The 16,066-nt window shown below is 56.2% G+C and carries 26 protein-coding genes; 18 read left to right on the forward strand and 8 right to left on the reverse strand.

The genetic code is table 11. The features are described from left to right. Positions 1 to 2: 2 nt before the first annotated feature. The 3 genes from EZJ17_RS01265 to EZJ17_RS01275 are packed head-to-tail and all read right to left on the reverse strand — an operon-like array spanning position 3 to position 1,373. Positions 3 to 848: a hypothetical protein gene (locus tag EZJ17_RS01265; RefSeq protein WP_067446652.1), complete on the reverse strand. Its 846-nt coding sequence runs from the start codon at positions 846 to 848 to the stop codon at positions 3 to 5. 34 nt (positions 849 to 882) lie between these two features. Then, positions 883 to 1,170: a winged helix-turn-helix domain-containing protein gene (locus EZJ17_RS01270; RefSeq protein ID WP_064104182.1), complete on the reverse strand. Its 288-nt coding sequence runs from the start codon at positions 1,168 to 1,170 to the stop codon at positions 883 to 885. A gap of 11 nt (positions 1,171 to 1,181) precedes the next feature. Continuing rightward, positions 1,182 to 1,373 carry a DNA-binding protein gene (locus EZJ17_RS01275; protein ID WP_064104181.1) on the reverse strand — a complete coding sequence of 64 codons (192 nt, stop codon included), beginning with the start codon at positions 1,371 to 1,373 and terminating at the stop codon, positions 1,182 to 1,184. A 108-nt stretch (positions 1,374 to 1,481) separates the two neighbouring features. Between EZJ17_RS01275 and EZJ17_RS01280 the strand changes: the two genes are divergently transcribed. The 17 genes from EZJ17_RS01280 to EZJ17_RS01360 all read left to right on the forward strand — a co-directional run bounded on the left by EZJ17_RS01280 (position 1,482) and on the right by EZJ17_RS01360 (position 10,461). Continuing rightward, a complete protein-coding gene (locus tag EZJ17_RS01280) occupies positions 1,482 to 1,862 on the forward strand; it encodes a helix-turn-helix domain-containing protein (RefSeq protein ID WP_064104180.1) in 381 nt (126 codons plus the stop codon). An 18-nt stretch (positions 1,863 to 1,880) separates the two neighbouring features. Continuing rightward, positions 1,881 to 2,435: a hypothetical protein gene (locus tag EZJ17_RS01285; protein ID WP_151085967.1), complete on the forward strand. Its 555-nt coding sequence runs from the start codon at positions 1,881 to 1,883 to the stop codon at positions 2,433 to 2,435. Positions 2,436 to 2,455: 20 nt separating this feature from the next. Beyond that, entirely contained in the window at positions 2,456 to 3,046 is a 591-nt protein-coding gene (locus EZJ17_RS01290; RefSeq protein WP_081253947.1) for a hypothetical protein, read from the forward strand. A 100-nt stretch (positions 3,047 to 3,146) separates the two neighbouring features. Beyond that, the gene (locus tag EZJ17_RS01295) at positions 3,147 to 3,677 is read left to right on the forward strand and encodes an N-acetylmuramoyl-L-alanine amidase (RefSeq protein ID WP_151085969.1); all 531 of its coding nucleotides are present in this window, start codon (positions 3,147 to 3,149) and stop codon (positions 3,675 to 3,677) included. After that, positions 3,674 to 3,853, forward strand: a complete 180-nt coding sequence (locus EZJ17_RS01300; RefSeq protein WP_151085971.1) for a hypothetical protein — start codon at positions 3,674 to 3,676, stop codon at positions 3,851 to 3,853. Before EZJ17_RS01295 ends, EZJ17_RS01300 begins: the two co-directional genes overlap by 4 nt. Then, a complete protein-coding gene (locus EZJ17_RS01305) occupies positions 3,850 to 4,116 on the forward strand; it encodes a hypothetical protein (RefSeq protein ID WP_151085973.1) in 267 nt (88 codons plus the stop codon). The genes EZJ17_RS01300 and EZJ17_RS01305 overlap by 4 nt, the downstream gene beginning before the upstream one ends. 4 nt (positions 4,117 to 4,120) lie before the next feature. Next, positions 4,121 to 4,495, forward strand: a complete 375-nt coding sequence (locus EZJ17_RS01310) for a hypothetical protein (RefSeq protein ID WP_151085976.1) — start codon at positions 4,121 to 4,123, stop codon at positions 4,493 to 4,495. Further along, positions 4,479 to 4,682, forward strand: coding sequence for a hypothetical protein (locus EZJ17_RS01315; protein ID WP_064087582.1), 204 nt, complete (start codon positions 4,479 to 4,481; stop codon positions 4,680 to 4,682). The genes EZJ17_RS01310 and EZJ17_RS01315 overlap by 17 nt, the downstream gene beginning before the upstream one ends. Further along, positions 4,682 to 4,891 carry a TraR/DksA C4-type zinc finger protein gene (locus EZJ17_RS01320; protein ID WP_067527790.1) on the forward strand — a complete coding sequence of 70 codons (210 nt, stop codon included), beginning with the start codon at positions 4,682 to 4,684 and terminating at the stop codon, positions 4,889 to 4,891. Before EZJ17_RS01315 ends, EZJ17_RS01320 begins: the two co-directional genes overlap by 1 nt. A gap of 2 nt (positions 4,892 to 4,893) precedes the next feature. After that, entirely contained in the window at positions 4,894 to 5,217 is a 324-nt protein-coding gene (locus EZJ17_RS01325; protein WP_064104242.1) for a hypothetical protein, read from the forward strand. Next, positions 5,214 to 5,519, forward strand: coding sequence for a hypothetical protein (locus tag EZJ17_RS01330; RefSeq protein WP_009425424.1), 306 nt, complete (start codon positions 5,214 to 5,216; stop codon positions 5,517 to 5,519). The genes EZJ17_RS01325 and EZJ17_RS01330 overlap by 4 nt, the downstream gene beginning before the upstream one ends. A gap of 2 nt (positions 5,520 to 5,521) precedes the next feature. Then, complete coding sequence (locus tag EZJ17_RS01335) at positions 5,522 to 6,073, forward strand: DUF3486 family protein (protein ID WP_151085978.1); 552 nt, start codon at positions 5,522 to 5,524, stop codon at positions 6,071 to 6,073. Next, positions 6,070 to 7,371, forward strand: a complete 1,302-nt coding sequence (locus tag EZJ17_RS01340; protein ID WP_151085980.1) for a terminase large subunit domain-containing protein — start codon at positions 6,070 to 6,072, stop codon at positions 7,369 to 7,371. Before EZJ17_RS01335 ends, EZJ17_RS01340 begins: the two co-directional genes overlap by 4 nt. A gap of 1 nt (position 7,372) precedes the next feature. Continuing rightward, positions 7,373 to 8,866, forward strand: coding sequence for a DUF935 domain-containing protein (locus EZJ17_RS01345; protein ID WP_151085982.1), 1,494 nt, complete (start codon positions 7,373 to 7,375; stop codon positions 8,864 to 8,866). After that, on the forward strand, positions 8,863 to 9,768 hold the full coding sequence (locus EZJ17_RS01350; RefSeq protein ID WP_151085984.1) for a phage head morphogenesis protein: 906 nt from the start codon (positions 8,863 to 8,865) through the stop codon (positions 9,766 to 9,768). The genes EZJ17_RS01345 and EZJ17_RS01350 overlap by 4 nt, the downstream gene beginning before the upstream one ends. A gap of 5 nt (positions 9,769 to 9,773) precedes the next feature. Then, positions 9,774 to 9,983, forward strand: coding sequence for a hypothetical protein (locus EZJ17_RS01355; protein WP_151085987.1), 210 nt, complete (start codon positions 9,774 to 9,776; stop codon positions 9,981 to 9,983). Next, complete coding sequence (locus tag EZJ17_RS01360) at positions 9,976 to 10,461, forward strand: phage virion morphogenesis protein (RefSeq protein WP_126983221.1); 486 nt, start codon at positions 9,976 to 9,978, stop codon at positions 10,459 to 10,461. Before EZJ17_RS01355 ends, EZJ17_RS01360 begins: the two co-directional genes overlap by 8 nt. A gap of 267 nt (positions 10,462 to 10,728) precedes the next feature. Here EZJ17_RS01360 and EZJ17_RS01365 read toward each other — a convergent pair whose 3' ends face one another. From EZJ17_RS01365 to EZJ17_RS01380, 4 genes are all read right to left on the reverse strand, one after another. Continuing rightward, positions 10,729 to 11,355 carry an HI_0552 family protein gene (locus EZJ17_RS01365; protein ID WP_067440376.1) on the reverse strand — a complete coding sequence of 209 codons (627 nt, stop codon included), beginning with the start codon at positions 11,353 to 11,355 and terminating at the stop codon, positions 10,729 to 10,731. A 185-nt stretch (positions 11,356 to 11,540) separates the two neighbouring features. Next, complete coding sequence (locus EZJ17_RS01370) at positions 11,541 to 12,470, reverse strand: CobW family GTP-binding protein (RefSeq protein ID WP_067440378.1); 930 nt, start codon at positions 12,468 to 12,470, stop codon at positions 11,541 to 11,543. After that, positions 12,458 to 12,946 (reverse strand): Fur family transcriptional regulator, encoded by a 489-nt coding sequence (locus tag EZJ17_RS01375; protein ID WP_067440381.1) that lies wholly within the window; start codon positions 12,944 to 12,946, stop codon positions 12,458 to 12,460. Before EZJ17_RS01375 ends, EZJ17_RS01370 begins: the two co-directional genes overlap by 13 nt. A 15-nt stretch (positions 12,947 to 12,961) precedes the next feature. Next, complete coding sequence (locus EZJ17_RS01380) at positions 12,962 to 13,717, reverse strand: SDR family oxidoreductase (RefSeq protein WP_067440384.1); 756 nt, start codon at positions 13,715 to 13,717, stop codon at positions 12,962 to 12,964. 383 nt (positions 13,718 to 14,100) lie between these two features. On the opposite strand from EZJ17_RS01380, the gene EZJ17_RS01385 reads away from it, so the two are divergent. Next, positions 14,101 to 14,883: a polyamine aminopropyltransferase gene (locus EZJ17_RS01385; protein ID WP_067440387.1), complete on the forward strand. Its 783-nt coding sequence runs from the start codon at positions 14,101 to 14,103 to the stop codon at positions 14,881 to 14,883. Positions 14,884 to 14,975: 92 nt separating this feature from the next. On the opposite strand, the gene rfaD is transcribed toward EZJ17_RS01385, so the two are convergent. Continuing rightward, positions 14,976 to 15,977, reverse strand: a complete 1,002-nt coding sequence (rfaD, locus tag EZJ17_RS01390; protein WP_067440390.1) for an ADP-glyceromanno-heptose 6-epimerase — start codon at positions 15,975 to 15,977, stop codon at positions 14,976 to 14,978. Between the last annotated feature and the right edge of the window lie 89 nt (positions 15,978 to 16,066).

A 16,066-nucleotide genomic window follows, 5' to 3' on the forward strand; every position in this document is an offset into this window, starting at 1 on the left:
GTTTACTCCCCGTCCAGCCATTCCGGCTTGGCGTTGGTCGGCGCTTCCTGCGGCAGGGTAAAGCGTTCGCGCAGGGTTTCGGCATCGCGGATGATTTGGTTGATGGCCGCCACCATCTGCGGGCGGTGGTCGTAGCCGTTGGCTTCGCCGTGTGCCAGCATCTGTTCGAAGACCTCGGCAAAGCGACTCAAGTCGCTGCGGGCGGCCACTTCCAGACTGGAGAGCTGCATGGTCAGCTCGCTGCCCACGTCTTCGGGGCTCGGCTCTTTGCCCGTCTGCTTCTTGGCCAGTTTTTCGGCCAGCTCGTCCACCTTCTTGTTTTTGTCGGCGATGATTTTGTCTTTGGCCTCGGCGGTGTCGCGGCTTTCGCGCAGGGCGGCGCGGAGTTCGTTGCGGGTCATGCGGTCAATGTCGTCCAACGTGTGACCATTGATGTCGCCGCCGTCAGCTAAATCGACTATCGCCTCATCCTCTTCTACCAGCAGCTCCAGCAGTTTGGATTTACCCAGCTCCATCAACTTTGGTGCAGCTTTCTGCATTTGTGGTGTAGCAAAGCGGCGGGTCGCATTCATTAAACGGGCAGTCTCACGGTAGTGCAGTCCTAATTCTTCTTCTGCAATCTCGCGGAATCGGCCATGCTCCGTGTGCTCTTTCAGCACAATTAAAGCCCGCCCTAGCTCAAACATTCCTTCCAAGGTCTTACGTGCCGCTTGCCTAGCACGCTCCACCCATCGTTCCTCGTTGTAACTCTCGCCATTCCCCCATTGTTCCATCACCATCACGCTGTTCATCGCCGCGTGGTTGGCTGCCATATTAAGGGTGTCGTGTTCGATAATTTCTTTGCTCATGTTGGTTCTCCAAAAGTGACGCCAGCGTCACTTTTCAAAATCTGTTCACACGCTGGTCGGTTTCTTCCAGCTTGCCTCTCAAATATTCAGTTTGCCGTCTGAAGCCCTCAGCAATCTGAAGCGTTTTGATACTGTAGGAAAAATTGCCGTTATCCAGTTTGACCACCAGCCCCTCCTCAATCAGATCTTCCAAATCCCGGCTTACATATGAAGGGGAAATACCGAGGCCGTCTGAAATCTCCTTATTGCTGATTCCGATAATTGGATGTGCATCTAATGCTTTGAATACTTTTAAAATCCTAGTTCCTTTACTGCTTGCCATTCCATGCCTCCCTATGCTGCAGCTTTCAACCCGAGCTTCACCGCAATTTCGTGAGCTTTTCCATACTTGCCTTTAGTGAAGCCATTCAAGACACGGTAGACTTCTTGCTCTCGATATCCGTTCTGTCTTGCCCAGCCCGAAAATGTCCATCCTTTTCGGTGGAATTCCGCTTTGACCTGCTCAGGGGTCTTTACTTTTTTCATGTTGCTTTATCCTTATTTGTGGCAAAATACTTTGCTAGAACATGGCTAGATTATGGTACGAAAAAACGTACCAGTCAAGTATTTTTTTTCATACTTTGGAGGTTTGACGTGTCTATCGGCCAGAGACTGCGGGAAGAAAGGGAAAAGATTGGTTTAAATCAGACAGCTATGGGGGCAGTAGGAGGAGTGAGGAAGCAAGCCCAGCTGAAATATGAGAACAACGAGTCGTACCCGAATGCCGAGTATTTGGCTGCAGTCGCAAAAATTGGTGTTGATATCCAATATGTGGTTTTAGGCATCCGATCAGCTCAGGCCATCAATGATGAAGAGCAGCACTTACTGGCAGCCTTTCGCGCAGCCAGCCCGCAAATACGCCAATTCATGCTGCAAGGTATCCAGCCCATGCAGACCTTCGTGGCAGGCAATGTAGGCCAACAAATCCAAGCTGGAGATCATGCCGAAATCAATTTCAAGAAAACAACAAAATAAGACTGCAAGGAACGCAAATTGGGAAATATCAAGATTGAAGGAGATGTTGACCAACTTATCCAATCGGGGTCAGTAAACATCGTTAATGGCAGCAAATCAACAGAGCAACTCACTGCTTTACAATGGCAAGCCATCAAAGAAAAAGTAGAAGACTTGGAACAGTGTGGTTTTGCCAGTGCTAAAGAGACCTACCGCCACCTTATGAGGGCTTTCGGCGTATCACGTTGTCGGCATATACTGGCTGATAAATATCAAGATGCGTTACTTGAAATAGAAAATTACAAACAAGAAAGATTGCAGGAAAAGAAACGTAATCAGCTGATTAAAATGATTTTAGATTTGCCACCTCCACAAGACAAAGAAGCCAAGAAATATGCGGAGAAAAAGCATGGTTCCTCACTCTTAAAGGTTTTAACTGTGGAGCAGCTTGAAGAAATCTATAGCTATATCAATAATAAAAATAGGAAGAAGCAAAAACTTAAGCTGGGCTTGCTAGAGATTGGAGTGAAGCTGGCATCATTATTGATTATTTGGCTTTTCTTGTGGTTTTTTATAGCAAAGCGATTTGGATAGGGTGAGAAGGAGTTCAAGCTATGAAAAGATTTTCCAGTTTAATGATTGTTTTATTTATTTTATCTGCATGTAGTAACGAGCCGACAACCTCTAACAATTCATCAGAACAGCCGATGCCAGCATCACAGGTATCAGCCTCAGACAGCCCTACCATCAGCATCCCTTCAATGGATTTGGGTTATGCAGCTTACAGGGCAGTTGCTAATAACGCATTGAGAACGGCTGAAACAGGATTATCTATTCCTGAATCTGTTGTATTCTCAGATAGTAACGATGGTGGCAAGAGAGGCTATCATAATTTTTCAGATGGCTTGTCAGTCCAAATTTCAACAACGACTGATAATAAAATTACAGAGGTACGGGTCGTTTGGAATAGTGATGAAAATAAAGCAAAAGCAGGTAAGCTGCTAACCGCAGCAGCAGCCTTAATTGCCGCCACAGCACCAGAAGACCGAACATTGCAAAGTGACACTTCCGATCAAATAAAGATAGCCATCCAAAGCCACAATGACAGGCATGATTCGACTAGAAATTTTGCACGTGGTGGCGTGGCATACAAAGTAACAGTAACTAATTTGCCCAGCGTGGTATTAACAGCTAGGGCGCAATAAACATGATTTGCCACAAAACGTTTTTTAAACCCGTTTAAAAGACCCCCGACACCCCCATCAGCCACAATCCCTGCATCAACAACGATGCAGGGATTTTCTTATGTATATCACTATCACAGCAGGCCATTCAAACACCGACCCCGGCGCCGTCAACGGCAGCGACCGCGAGGCCGACATCGCGCAAGACATGCGCAACATCGTCGCTTCCATCCTCCGCACCGACTTCGGATTGGAGGTCAAGACCGACGGTGAGGGCAAGGGTAACCTGCCTTTGCGCGAGGCAGTCAAGCTCATTAAAGGCAGCCGTCTGGCCGTCGAGTTCCACACCAACGCGGCGGTCAACAAGACAGCCACCGGTATTGAAGCCTTATCTACACCAAAAAACAAAGCCGCCTGCCAGCGCCTGTGCCGAGCGGTGGAGCAGGCCACAGGTTGGAAGCTGCGCGGCGAAGACGGCTACAAGCCCGACAATGCCGGCCAACACAGCCGCCTGGCCTACGCCCAAGCCGGCGGCATCATCCTCGAACCGTTCTTTATCTCCAATGATGGCGACCTTGTTAAATGGAAACAAACCAAATGGAGCATCTGCCGAGCCATCGCTAACGCTATTGCCGAAGAGGTCAAAGCATGAAAGAGAAAAAAACATTGGTGGCGCTGGCACTGTCTGCCGTGTTGCCGAGCCTGACCCATTCCGCACCCCGGCTGGAATATTCGATCGGTTCAGGCAGCTACCCGCTTAGCGGCCGCCGCAGCGGTGTGGCTGCCGCCAGACGCGCCGCCAAACGGCGCAGGAAGGCTGGAAGATGAATAGCCTTAAAAACTGGCTGGCCGGCGCGTTTACCAACCCGTCCAGCGGCCAAGCCAGCCATACCAAGGTATGGGCCAACGTGGCCTACGCCGTGATGACTTATAAATTTGTCATAGCACCCGAACCGGTGGAGTGGATGTGGTGGAGCTACGGCTGCATTGTGGGCGGCTACGCCCTCATCAAGCGCGGCCTGTCCATCATCCCGCAGCTGGAACAGATCAAACAACAGGGAGATCAAAATGTGGATGCTACCGACGAATAAATCTTTGCTGTACGCACTCGGCATCGGCCTGACATTGGCCAGCGTATACGGTGCGGGCTACACCCACGCCCGCCGTATCTACCGCGCAGAAATCGCACAGCTGCAGCAGCGCCATACCGAGCAGGCGCTGGCCGCCGAACAAGCCTACAGCGCCAAGCTGGCCGAAGTCAGCGCGGAAAAACAGAAGTGGCACGACTTCGCGCAGCAGCAATCGGTCAAGCTGGCTGAAACCACCCGTCAATTGGACACCCAAACCACACGCATCAAACAGGAGATAGCAAATGCAGTCAAAAACGATCAAAGCAGCGGCCGTTGTTACAGCGGCCTTGGCACTGGCAGCCTGCAGCTCTACAAACAAGCCCTTGGCTACACCGATTAAGGTGGTGGAGCGCCCGGTGCTGCCGCCCGCCGCTGCCGAACTGCTGGCCGAGCATCCGCGCCCGGCGCCGCCGGTTTCAGGCAGCCCTACCGATTTGCTCAATCACGCCGCCGACTACGGCGCATGGTGCGGAAAAAGAGACACCCAAGTACGCGGGTGGCAGGAATGGTATCGGAGCAAGCAGTAATGGATATTTCAGACAGGGCCACCCAGCAGGAGGAGCTGGCGCGTGAGGAGGCACTACGCCAAATCAGGCTACCTGAAAACCCGGCCGCTACCTCGCTCTTGTACTGCGTGGATTGCGGTGCCCGCATCCCCAAACGTCGCCGCCTGGCCGTCCCCGGCTGTACCCGATGCGTGGGCTGCCAGGCATACCAAGAAATCGGATACCCATAATGATGGAAAACAAAACCTTTATCAGCATTGAGTTCTGGCAGCTGGTCGGCTTCCTGCTCTCTTTCCTCGGCGTGTGCTGGGGCTTCGGCAAGATGTTGTTGGCGCAGTTTCAAAACCAGCAGGCCGAGCGGCAGCGGCAGTTTGAGACCATGCAGCAAAAGCTGGAAAGCATGGACAACCAGTTCGCCGAGCAAAAGGCCATCCTGCCGGAAAAGTATGTCCTGCGCGAAGACTACATCCGCAACCAAGCCGTGCTGGAAGCCAAGATGGACAGCATCCAGCACACACTAACCGATCTGTACAAAATAGAAAGCCAAAAGAAATGAACGATAAAGCCCGCAGGGAAGGGATGCGCTGGCATCTGATCAACACCCTGAACAAAGCCCGGCCGTACACCTCCAGCGAAGTGTTTCTGTTGGACGTGATGCGCGGCATTTATCCCGATGCCACCGCATTGGAGCTGCGCCAGCAGCTCGAATACCTGAGCGACCGCCGCCTGATCGATCTGACCAAGCAGCCTGCCGGCATGTGGTTTGCCGACCTGACCCGGCTCGGTGTGGACTTGGCCGAGTACACCATCGACTGCCAGCCCGGTATCGCCCGCCCGGACAAATACTGGGAGGGCTGATCATGGCACGCCGCAGCACCATTGCCCTATTGCCGGACGATGTCCGCCACGAGTTCGAACGCCGGCTGGCGGCCAATGCGTTCGGCAACTATACTGAGCTGACCGAATGGCTGAACGCACAGGGTTACGAAATCAGCCGTGCGGCCGTACACCGCTACGGCCAAAAGGTCGAGCGCCGATTTGCCAGCATCAAGGCCAGCACCGAAGCCGCCCGTCTGATTGCCGAGGGCGCATCCGACGAAGGCGACACCCGTTCCGAAGCCCTGATGGCGATGTTGCAGACTGAGCTGTTCGATGCTTTGGTCGCCATTGGCGAGATACCGGATACCGAACTGAATGTGGTTGACCGCTTCGGCATGATGTCGGAGGCAGCCAAAAAGATTTCGGCACTCACTTCGGCCAGCACCCGTCTGAAACAGTGGCAGAGCAACCTGAAAGAAAAAATGGATGCCAAGTTCGCCGCGCTGGAAGCCGAATCGGCCAAGCAGGGCAGCGGCCTCGACCCGGAAACGCTTAAACGCATCCGGCAGGAAGTGTACGGGGTGTTCTCATGACACAGCCGGCCTTAACCCTCTATCCCTACCAGCAGCGTTGGCTGGCCGACCGCAGCCGCTTCAAAGTCGGCATGTTTGCCCGCCAGACGGGCAAAACCTTTACCACCACGCTGGAAATCGTGTTGGACTGCTTAGACGCGGAATCGCAAGGCAAACGCACGCGCTGGGTCATCCTGTCACGCGGCGAGCGGCAGGCGAAAGAAGCAATGAACGAAGGCGTGAAACGCCATCTGGAGGCGGCCGGCGTAGCCTGCGAAGTGATGCAGGTACCATTCGACTCCACCACCAATGCCCTAGAAGTGGTGCTGCCCGGCGGCAGCAAGATTACCGCACTGCCCGCCAACCCCGACACCGCCCGCGGCTTTTCGGCCAATGTGTTTCTCGACGAGTTCGCCTTCCACAAAGACAGCCGCGAAATCTGGAAAGCCCTGTTCCCCGTTATCTCCGCCGGCTGGAAGTTGCGCGTGGTGTCCACGCCCAACGGCAAGGGTAACAAATTCTACGAACTGGTTACCGACGAGAAGAACAAAGAGTGGAGCCGCCACATCGTCGATATCCATCAGGCGGTGGCCGACGGCCTACCGCGCGATATCGAGCAATTGAAAGCCGGCCTGAACGATGACGATGCCTGGGCGCAGGAGTTTGAGCTGCAATGGCTGGACGAGGCCAGTGCCTGGCTGTCTTATGAATTGATTCACGGGGTGGAAGACGAGCAGGCCGGGTTACCTGAAAACTACACCGGCAATCCTTGTTATGTTGGCGTCGATATCGGCATCCGCAACGACCTATTTGTGATTTGGGTGTTGGAGCAGGTGGGCGACGTGATGTGGACGCGCGAACTGATTACCCGCCGCCGTGCCAGCTTCGCCGAGCAGGACGTCCTGCTGGACGATGTGTTCGAACGCTACCGCGTACTGCACTGCTGCATGGATAAAACCGGCATGGGCGAAAAGCCAGTGGAAGACGCGCAACGCCGCTATGGAGAGAGCCGGGTAGAAGGCGTGCTGTTCAATACCTCCTCCAAACTGGCGCTGGCCACCATCGGCAAAGAGGCGTTCGAAGATAAGAAAATCCGTATCCCTATCGACCAACACCTGCGCAGCGACCTGCATAAGCTGCAAAAAACCACCTCCGCCACCGGCGCGCCGCGTTTTGTGGCCGAATCCGATGCCAACGGTCACGCCGACCGAACTTGGGCGTGCTTTCTTGCCCTCAATGCCGCCGACGGTGAGACCGGCCCGGTACGTGTGGCCAGCCGTAAAATCCGCCGCCGCAGCCCCTTAACCCGAGGATACTGATATGGCCAAACCCCACTTCAAACTCAAAACCGCCAACGGCGCGGTTACCCTCAAACCCGCCGACCTGACCGCCCACCTCGCCGTTGCCCAACGCTTTTGGGGCATCGGCGGTTTCGGCGGCTATCTGCCCAATCCCGACCCCGTGTTGAAAAAGCTCGGGCGCGACATCTCGGTTTATCGCGAGCTGCTGTCCGACCCGATTGTCGCCGGCCATGTGCGCCGCCGGAAATCGGCGGTGGCCGGCATGGAATGGCGCATCGAAGCCAACGGTGCGCCTGACACGGTCTGCGACACCATTGTCGAGCTGTTCTCCGGTTTTGATCTGTACCGCCTGATCAACCAAATCCTGGATGCCACCCTGTACGGCTACCAGCCCTTGGAAATCATCTGGCAGCGGGGCAGCCTGTGGCTGCCGTCCGAAATCGTGGCCAAGCCGCAAGAGTGGTTTCAGTTCGACCAAGACGGGCAGCTGCGCTTCCGCCTTTCAGGCAGCCTGAATGACGAACCGGTACCGGCCTTCAAATTCCTGTGCCCGACCCACAATGCCAGCTACATCAACCCCTACGGTATCGGCGATTTATCCTGTATCTACTGGCCAACCATCTTCAAACGCGGCGGCCTGAAATTCTGGGCGGAGTTCAGCGAAAAATTCGGCGCACCGTGGATCATCGGCCGCGAACCGCGCAGCAATACCAACCAAGACACCGACCGCCTGCTGGATGCGCTGGAACAGTTAATCGGCAACTCGGTGGCCACTATTCCCGATGACAGCAGTGTCGAAATCAAAGAGGCGGCGGGCAAACAGGGCAGTGCCGATGTGTATGACCGCTTTATCCGCTACTGCCGCTCCGAAATTGCCATTGCGCTGCTCGGCCAAGACCAGACCACCGAGAAAGACAGCACCCACGCCAGCGCTACCGCCGGATTGGAGGTAACCAAGGATATTCGGGACAACGACTGCCGCATCGTCGAAGGCTGCCTGAACCAGCTCATCGACTGGATCTGCGGTTTCAACTTCGCTGCCGACACCCCGCGCCCGCAGTTCGTGCTATATACCGAAGAAGCAGGCGACAAGACCTTGGCCGAACGCGACCAAATCCTGACCGGCTGCGGTGTCCGATTATCCGAAAGCTACTGGAAACGCGCCTACAACCTGAGCGACGACGATATTGTTCAGGTAGCCTCTCCGCCAAATGCGACGCCGGCGTCACCTTTGGCCGACTTCGCCGAACACCGGCCGGCTGCCGATGCCGGCTTGGTCATCGACACCCTCGTCCCGCTTTCAGGTAGCCTCAACGCACAGGGGCAGGCATTAACCGATGCGCTAATCGGCAGCCTGAAACAGGGGGCGGCTACGCCCGAAGCGGTACTGGACAGGCTGACCGCCGCTTATCCGAATATGGATGATGCCGCGCTTCAAGAGGAATTGGCACGCTTAATCTTCCTGGCCGAACTGGTCGGCAGGGTGGAAGCTGCTGAGGAGCTGGCCGAATGAACCTCGAAGACATCAAAGCCGTCTTCGGCATGCAGCCCGAAGCCGCCGTAGCCTATCTGCAGCAAAAAGGCATCAACGTATCGTGGGACTGGCAGGACATGCTGGACGATGCGCATGCCACCGCCTTCACCGTGGCCAAAACCGCCGGCATGGATGTGGTCGGCGATATCTATGCCGCCGTGGTCAAAGCCGCCGAAAGCGGGCAGACCTTGGAACAGTTCAGCGAGCAGCTGACACCGGTATTGCAGGCCAAAGGCTGGTGGGGCAGGCAGGATATGCCGCACCCGGACACAGGAGAAATCCAAACCGTGCGCCTAGGCAGCCCGCACCGCCTGAAAACCATCTACCTGACCAATATGCAGTCGGCCTATATGGCCGGGCGTTATGCCGAGATGATGGATGCGATAGATACCCACCCTTACTGGGAATACGTGGCAGTCAACGACGAGCGCACCCGCGAGACCCACCGCCTGCTGCACGGCAGCGTTTATGCCGCCGACGACCCGGTGTGGGACAGCCTGTATCCGCCCTTGGACTACCGCTGCCGCTGCCGGGTTCGACCCTTATCGCGCAGCCGTGGGGCAGACCGGGTAAAACCCAGCCCGCAGCTGGAAACCCAAACCGTGGACATTGGTGTCAACCAATATACCGGCGAAGAACGCCATGCCCAGCGCACCGGCATCCGCATCAACGGCAAATTCGTCGCCCCCAATGCCGGCTTCAATGCCAACCAAGGCAAAGCCATGCTCTCGCGTATGGCTTCGGTGGCGGTGGATAAGGCGCAGGCCGCCCATCCTGATATTGCCCGTGTGGCACTGCGGCAGATGATGGGCAACGAGCGTTTCAAATCCTCGCTCAATGCCGCCCAATTGGCTTGGGTGCTGCAATTATTAAGGGGGTGATGGCTATGGTGTATCTAGACTGGAATCCCGATGACGAGCATAGCGGCGATGTACAAGTCGACCGTGCATACGATTTGAGTTCCATTTTATTGAGCTATAACGGCCTGACCGTCCGTCTGGACGGACATCAGGCATTCGTCATCATGCAGGGGCTGGCCGAGGTGTTGAACTACGAACTGCTGGAACGCGCACCCGGGGAGGAAGACGATGCTTGAAATCAGCCTGGACGACAGCGACCTGCAACGCGGCCTCGGGCAGCTGCTGCGCAACGCCCGCCACCCGCGCCCGATGATGCGAGCCATTGCCGCCGAACTGCTCAGCATCACCGAAGACAACTTCGAATCCGAAAGCTGGGGCGGGAAAAAATGGCCGGCCAATGCGCGCGGCGGCAAAATCCTGCAAAAGAGCGGACAGCTGGCCGCCAGCATCCACACCGCCTCCGGCAGCAACTTCGCCCGCATCGGCACCAACAAACCCTACGCCGCCATCCACCAGTTCGGCGGTACGGTCAAAGCCAAAAACAAACCCTATCTTGTATTCAAAGTCGGCGACGGCTTCCGCAGGGTCAAACAAGTCAAAATCCCAGCACGCCCCTACCTGCCGATGAGCAAAGGCGGTACACTTCAGGCCGGTGCCGAATCCCGCCTGCTGGATGTCGCCCTCGATGCTTTGGCACGGGGTGTCCGAAAATAAAAAAGCGGGCAAATCCGCCCGCTCTATTTTGTTGCACCCAGTGCAACGTTGTTACAAATTTCCCATCCCCCTTCATCCATCCTCATCCAACTTAATCCCATTTATCTCACAGACCCCTTATATTTATCTCACTGGGTTTCAATTTATTTTGGAGTTCTGGGTTTAGGAAGGTGGAGGCTACCTGAAACGTTGTATGAATAGATTTGCACTCTCTTCGCTTATGGAATACAGCCTTTGACAGTGGCGATTAGGAACACTTGCTTCCGCTCACAGCCGCACGTTGTGGCAGGCTTCGTACACCGGCAGCAGGCGGTGCAGGGTTTCGACTAGCCAGGCCGCGCTGTCGGTCTGCCCCAGTTGGTCGCGCTCCAAGTGGCGGCCGAGGCAGAGGAAATCTTGTAGGCTGCGCAGGGCGAAGGCGTCGGGCGGGGCGGTGGCGATGGCGGGGTAGTCGGCGTATTCGCTGTCGTTGCCGTGCCAGATTTGGAAGTCGGCAAACTCAGCATGTGGGAAATCGGCTAAAGCCTGTTGGTAGCAGGCCAATGGCAGGGTGGAGCGGGAGGCGCGGTATTCGTGCCATTCGAGGCTGGCGGTGAGCCTGCGGCGGTTGAGCAGCAGCGAGAGAATCACCGCCGTATCGGCATGGGTTTGATATTTGAAATAGGCGAAAAAGTGGGCTCGCATCTGCCAGCCGTTGCACCAGCGTTCGATATGCGGCGGGGCAAAGCCTGCGCCCAATTCGGAGGCTACCTGAAAAACCAACGCACGCCACACTTGCCACGCGGCTTTGTAGTTGGCCTTGGTTTGCGCTTCGGTTTCGGGCTGGTATTGGCGGATTTGGGCGAACTGGAAAAACGGGCGTTGGAACAGGTCGCAGCTTTGCGGGGTGAGCATGATGGATTGGCGGCTGGCAAGAAAGGTGGAAAGGCTACCTGAAAAATGGGGTTTCAGGTAGCCTCAGTGAATGTTGGGGTTGCCTGAAATCGGTTTTTGAACGGGAAATGGGAACGGGGCATCCGTGTTTTATTAGGCATACGATAAAAGGCTACCTGAAACCTTTTTCAGGTAGCCTTTCCGTTTTATTTCTCCAGTGCGGCTTGCAATCTTTGTTCCAGCGTGTCGCTGTCGAAGGATTTGGCGATCACTTCAAAGCGGCTGTCGCGCCGCCAAGCCACTTGGTTGGCACCCCATTGGCCTTCGCTCCAGTTGAGCCATACCCAGCTGCCGAGCACTTGGAACACGCCTTTGGCGCGCACAAGGCCTTCGCACAGTTTGGGCAGGTCGTTGAAAAATTTGGTGAGCTTTTCGCCATCGAAGCTGCTGCCGGTAGGGAAGGTGTAGCCTTGCGATTGCAGGCCCATGCTGTTGTCGGGCAGCTCTTTGATGCGGTAGCGGCTTTTTTCCACCACCGGGGTTTCCAGCAGGGCGATGTCTAAATAGGCGTCGGTGGTTTCCAGCACGGCGGCTTTGGGCGGGAAGAGCTGGGCGGCTTTGCTGCGGAAGGCGGCCATTTCTTCGGGGCTGCACACATCGGTTTTGTTGGCAATCAACACGTCGGCCACGCTCACTTGGTCGCGGTAGAGCGGCTGGTTGGCGTAGTCGGGGTTGGTGAATTGGCGCGGATCGACCAGGGTAAACACAGCGCCGATATCCAGCATTTGGTCGAAGGGCTTGGCGCGCAGCTCGTCGATCACGCTGGCGGCGTGTGCTAGGCCGCTGGCTTCGATGATGATGCGGTCTGGCTTGTTGCCGCTCACCATGCGGTTGATGGTGGTGCCCATCTGCGCACCGGCCACGCAGCACAGGCAGCCGCCGGCGATTTCGGCCACGGGGATGCCGTTGTCGCTCAACACGGCGCCGTCGATGCCGATCTCGCCGAATTCGTTTACCACGATCACCCATTTTTCATCAGGTTTTTTTTGCTCCATCAGGTGGCGCAGGGCGGTGGTTTTACCTGTTCCCAAAAAGCCGGAAAACAGATGTACTTTTGCTTTCTTTATTTCTGACATTGTTTGCATATTCCTGTTAAAACAACATGTTCTTCTTTTAATCTAAACCCACCTGCGGCTACGCCGGCACAAAGTGCCTGCCATTCGCGGGAGAGGGTTTGCTCATCGGTGTTGCCGCATTCGGTGCACACCAAAATGAAGGCGCTGTGGTGGCGTTGCTGTTCGTCGCTACTGTGGCAGTGGGCATCGCAATGGTGGCGGGCGTGGCTGCATAAAATGTAGCCGTTCACCGCGGCCACTTTGTGCAGCACGCCGTGTTCGGCCCAGAAATCGAGCGCGCGGTAGGCGGTAGGCGGCGCCACCACGCCGTTGCTCTGCTGCTGCATTTGCGCCAGCACGGTGTAGGCTTTAATCACGCCTTCCTGCCGCAAAACGATATCCAGCACCTGCTCGCGCAGGGCGGTAATCTGCAGGCCTTGTTCGCGGGCGCGGGCAATGATGGTGGTTTTGTAGTCGGGTGCGGAGTGCTTGGTCATGGCTGCCTCCTATTATTATTGGCTGGGATGGCGCACAACGGCGAGCGGGTTGAAGCTCTGTGCCACCGGCATGATTTCGATGCTGTTCACGTTCATGTGCGTGGGGCGCTGGTAGAGCCACAGCACGGTGTCGGCGATGTCTTCGGGGCGGATGTAGTCCACGTTTTTATATAAATCGGCGGCGCGTTGGTCGTCGCCTTTGAAGCGCACGTTGGAAAACTCGGTGTTGCCGCACAAGCCGGGCTCGATATTGCTCACGCGCACGCCCGTGCCGGCCAAATCGGCGCGCAGATTCAGGCTGAATTGGCGCACATAGGCTTTGGTAGCGCCATACACATTACCGCCGGGGTAGGGGTAGGTGCCGGCCACCGAGCCGAGGTTGATCACATAGCCGCTGCCGCGCGCCACCATGCCGGGCAGCACTTGGCGGGTGAGGTAGGTGAGGCCGATGATGTTGGTTTGAATCATGGTTTGCCAGTCGGCAAAATCGGCTTGATGGGCCGGGTCTAAACCCAGCGCCAGACCGGCATTGTTCACCAAGCAGTCGATCCAAGCAAAGTTTTCAGGTAGCCCTTTGAGTGCGGCGTCCACCGAGGCGGTATCGCCCACGTCCATTTGCAGCGGCAGGAAGTTGGCGCCCAATTCCACGCGTAGTTCGTCCAGTTTGTCGGTACGCCGCGCCGCGCCGATCACGTAGTAGCCTGCTGCTGCAAGCGTGCGGCAGATGGCCCGCCCGAAACCGGCCGATGCGCCGGTTACCAAAATGCTCATGATTGCCTCCGTTGAGCTGGATTACTGGATAGAGCCGGAGCACTTACTTCTCCTATGGCATTGGCTCGCCTTGCAGGAAGAAATAACGGCTTTGGCTAAAAACCATAGTATAACACCGGCAGCTTGCCGGCAGCTTTAAAATGGCAGCAAGGCTATAGCAAGCCAACTTAACTTTCGCTATCGCGTTGGTTTGCCTTGCCGTACTGCCTGTACTGTCTGCGGTTTGCCGCCTTGTCCCATTCTCATTTCTAATCCAATATATTTTCAGGTAGCCTCGGGCAGAGCGCCGTATTCTGCCCAATAGAGGCGGGCGGCGGTATAAGGCTACCTGAAAACCGTGCTAGAATGCTCGCCTTCCGCATTTTGGCCAAAGGCTTGTTAATATGGCACGTCATCCCTACCGCCGCCTGCGTTCGGCACGTTTCGCCCTGCCCGAAGTTGGCATTTCCGAACACGGTAACATCCGCTCGCTGCATTTGGGCAGCGAAACGGTGCAAAGCTCGATGAATGTGGATTACCCCGCCGAGCTGGTGCTCTCCTACAGCCGTGCCATGATGGCCTGGCTCCTGTTTGCCGAAAACGTGCGCCACATCACGCAAATCGGGTTGGGTGGCGGCTCGTTTGTGCGCTGGATAGATGCCTACCTGCCCGATGTGGCGCAAACGGCGGTGGAGATCAACCCGCAGGTAATCAGCGTGGCACGCGGCCTGTTTGAATTGCCGTTTGAGAGCGAAAAATTTGAAATCATCGAGGCCGACGGCGCGGAATACATCAAAACCCTGCGCGGCGGCACGGATATTTTGCTGGTGGACGGCTTCGACGGCGTGCAGATTATCGATACCTTGGTGGCCGAGCCGTTTTTTGCCGACTGCCGCACCGCCCTGAGCGAAAATGGCATTTTCGTAACCAACTGGTGGAGCGGCGACAAACGCTATCCGCTTTTCCTGCAACGGCTTGCGCAGGTGTTTGATCAGCGCGTGTTGTGCGTGCCCGCCGAAACCCATGGCAACGTGGCTGTGCTTGCCTTCCAAAACCAAGCACCCCAGCCGCTGGCGGCCCTGCAGAAAAAAGCCGCCAAGCTGAGCGAGCAATACGGGCTGGACTTCAAAACCATGCTGCATCAGGCACACGTGCCGCCGGGCAGCACTTGGCAGTGGCTGTGTTGAGGCTGGCTGAAAGTGCAAACTCCAGCACGGTTAGAAAGGCTATCTGAAAACATAAGCTGCAACGAGGCGAACATCAAATGGCGTTGTGGCGGCTAATCCTGCCCAGCCAGCCAATCCACATAGCGGCGTACGCCAGTGGCTACGTCGTCGAATTCTTCGGCATAGCCGGCGGCGCGCAGGGCGCTGATGTCGGCCTGGGTGAAGCTTTGGTATTTGCCTTTGAGTGCGTCGGGGAATTTGCTATACACAATCAAGCCTTGTTGTACCAGCTCTTCCAGCGGCAGCTCGGGCTTGCCTTCGCGGGCGCGGCAGGCGTTGACGGTGGCGGCGGCCAGGTCGTTGAAGGGTTGGCTGCGGCCGGTGCCGCAGTTGAAAATGCCGGATACTTCGGGATGGTCGTAGAAAAATAGGTTTACTTTTACTACGTCTTCCACGCAGATGAAGTCGCGGCTTTGTGCGCCGTCGGGGTAGCCGTCGTAGCCGCCGAACAGGGTGACGCGGCCGTGCTCGCGGTATTCGTGGAAGTGGTGGTAGGCCACGGAGGCCATGCGGCCTTTGTGCTGCTCGCGGCGGCCGTATACGTTGAAATAGCGCAGGGCAACCACTTGATTGTGCAGCCCTTGCGCCATACGGCGGCGCAATACTTGGTCGAACAGGAATTTGGAATAGCCGTATACATTGAGCGGGGCTTCCAATTCGCGCTGTTCGCGGAAGGTTTGGCCTTTGCCATACACGGCGGCGGAGGAGGCGTGGATCAGGCGGATGCGATCGTCTTGGCACCAGTCGAGCAGGTCGAGCGTGTATTGGTAGTTGTTATCCATCATGTACACGCCGTCGTGGTTCATGGTGTCGGAGCAGGCACCTTGGTGGAAGATAGCTTTGATGTTGCCGCCGTTGATTTGGTGGGCGCGCACTTGGCGGATGAATTCGTGTTTATCCAGATAGTGCGCAATATCGGCCTGCACCAGATTGCGGAATTTGTCGGCGCGGCTGAGGTTGTCCACCGCGATGATGTCGGTGATGCCGCGCCGGTTGAGCGCGTGCACAATATTGCTGCCGATAAAGCCGGCAGCGCCGGTAACGATGATGGTCATGGTGTTCTCCTGAGAAAAGGGTGGTGTCTATTTTAACCGATTTCGGGCTACCTGAAACTTGAATATCCGCCCTTGGAAACCATATAGCA

Origin of the sequence: Eikenella exigua, from assembly GCF_008805035.1 — a bacterium.
Lineage (GTDB): Bacteria > Pseudomonadota > Gammaproteobacteria > Burkholderiales > Neisseriaceae > Eikenella > Eikenella exigua.